The following is a 223-nucleotide window of genomic DNA, read 5'->3' as shown; positions in this document are numbered from 1 at the left end:
TCATCCCCGCATTTTTCAACATGCGTGGGTTCGGGCCTCCAGTGCGTGTTACCGCACCTTCACCCTGGACAGGGGTAGATCACCCGGTTTCGGGTCTACGTCCACGTACTATGTCGCCCTATTCAGACTCGCTTTCGCTGCGGCTCCGGCTCTTCACCTTAACCTTGCACGGGAACGTAACTCGCCGGTTCATTCTACAAAAGGCACGCCATCACCCCTAAAA

At 56.1% G+C, this 223-nt stretch carries 1 rRNA gene; it reads right to left on the bottom strand.

Annotation, left to right across the window (positions count from 1 at the left end):
- Nucleotides 1–223, bottom strand: a 23S ribosomal RNA gene (locus WFI24_RS34395); the annotation flags it as partial.

Origin of the sequence: Paenibacillus sp. USHLN196 (assembly GCF_037144955.1) — a bacterium.
Lineage (GTDB): Bacteria > Bacillota > Bacilli > Paenibacillales > Paenibacillaceae > Paenibacillus > Paenibacillus xylanexedens_C.
The sequence above is the reverse complement of the archived record's forward strand: the minus strand, read 5'-3'. Positions and strand labels throughout refer to the sequence as shown.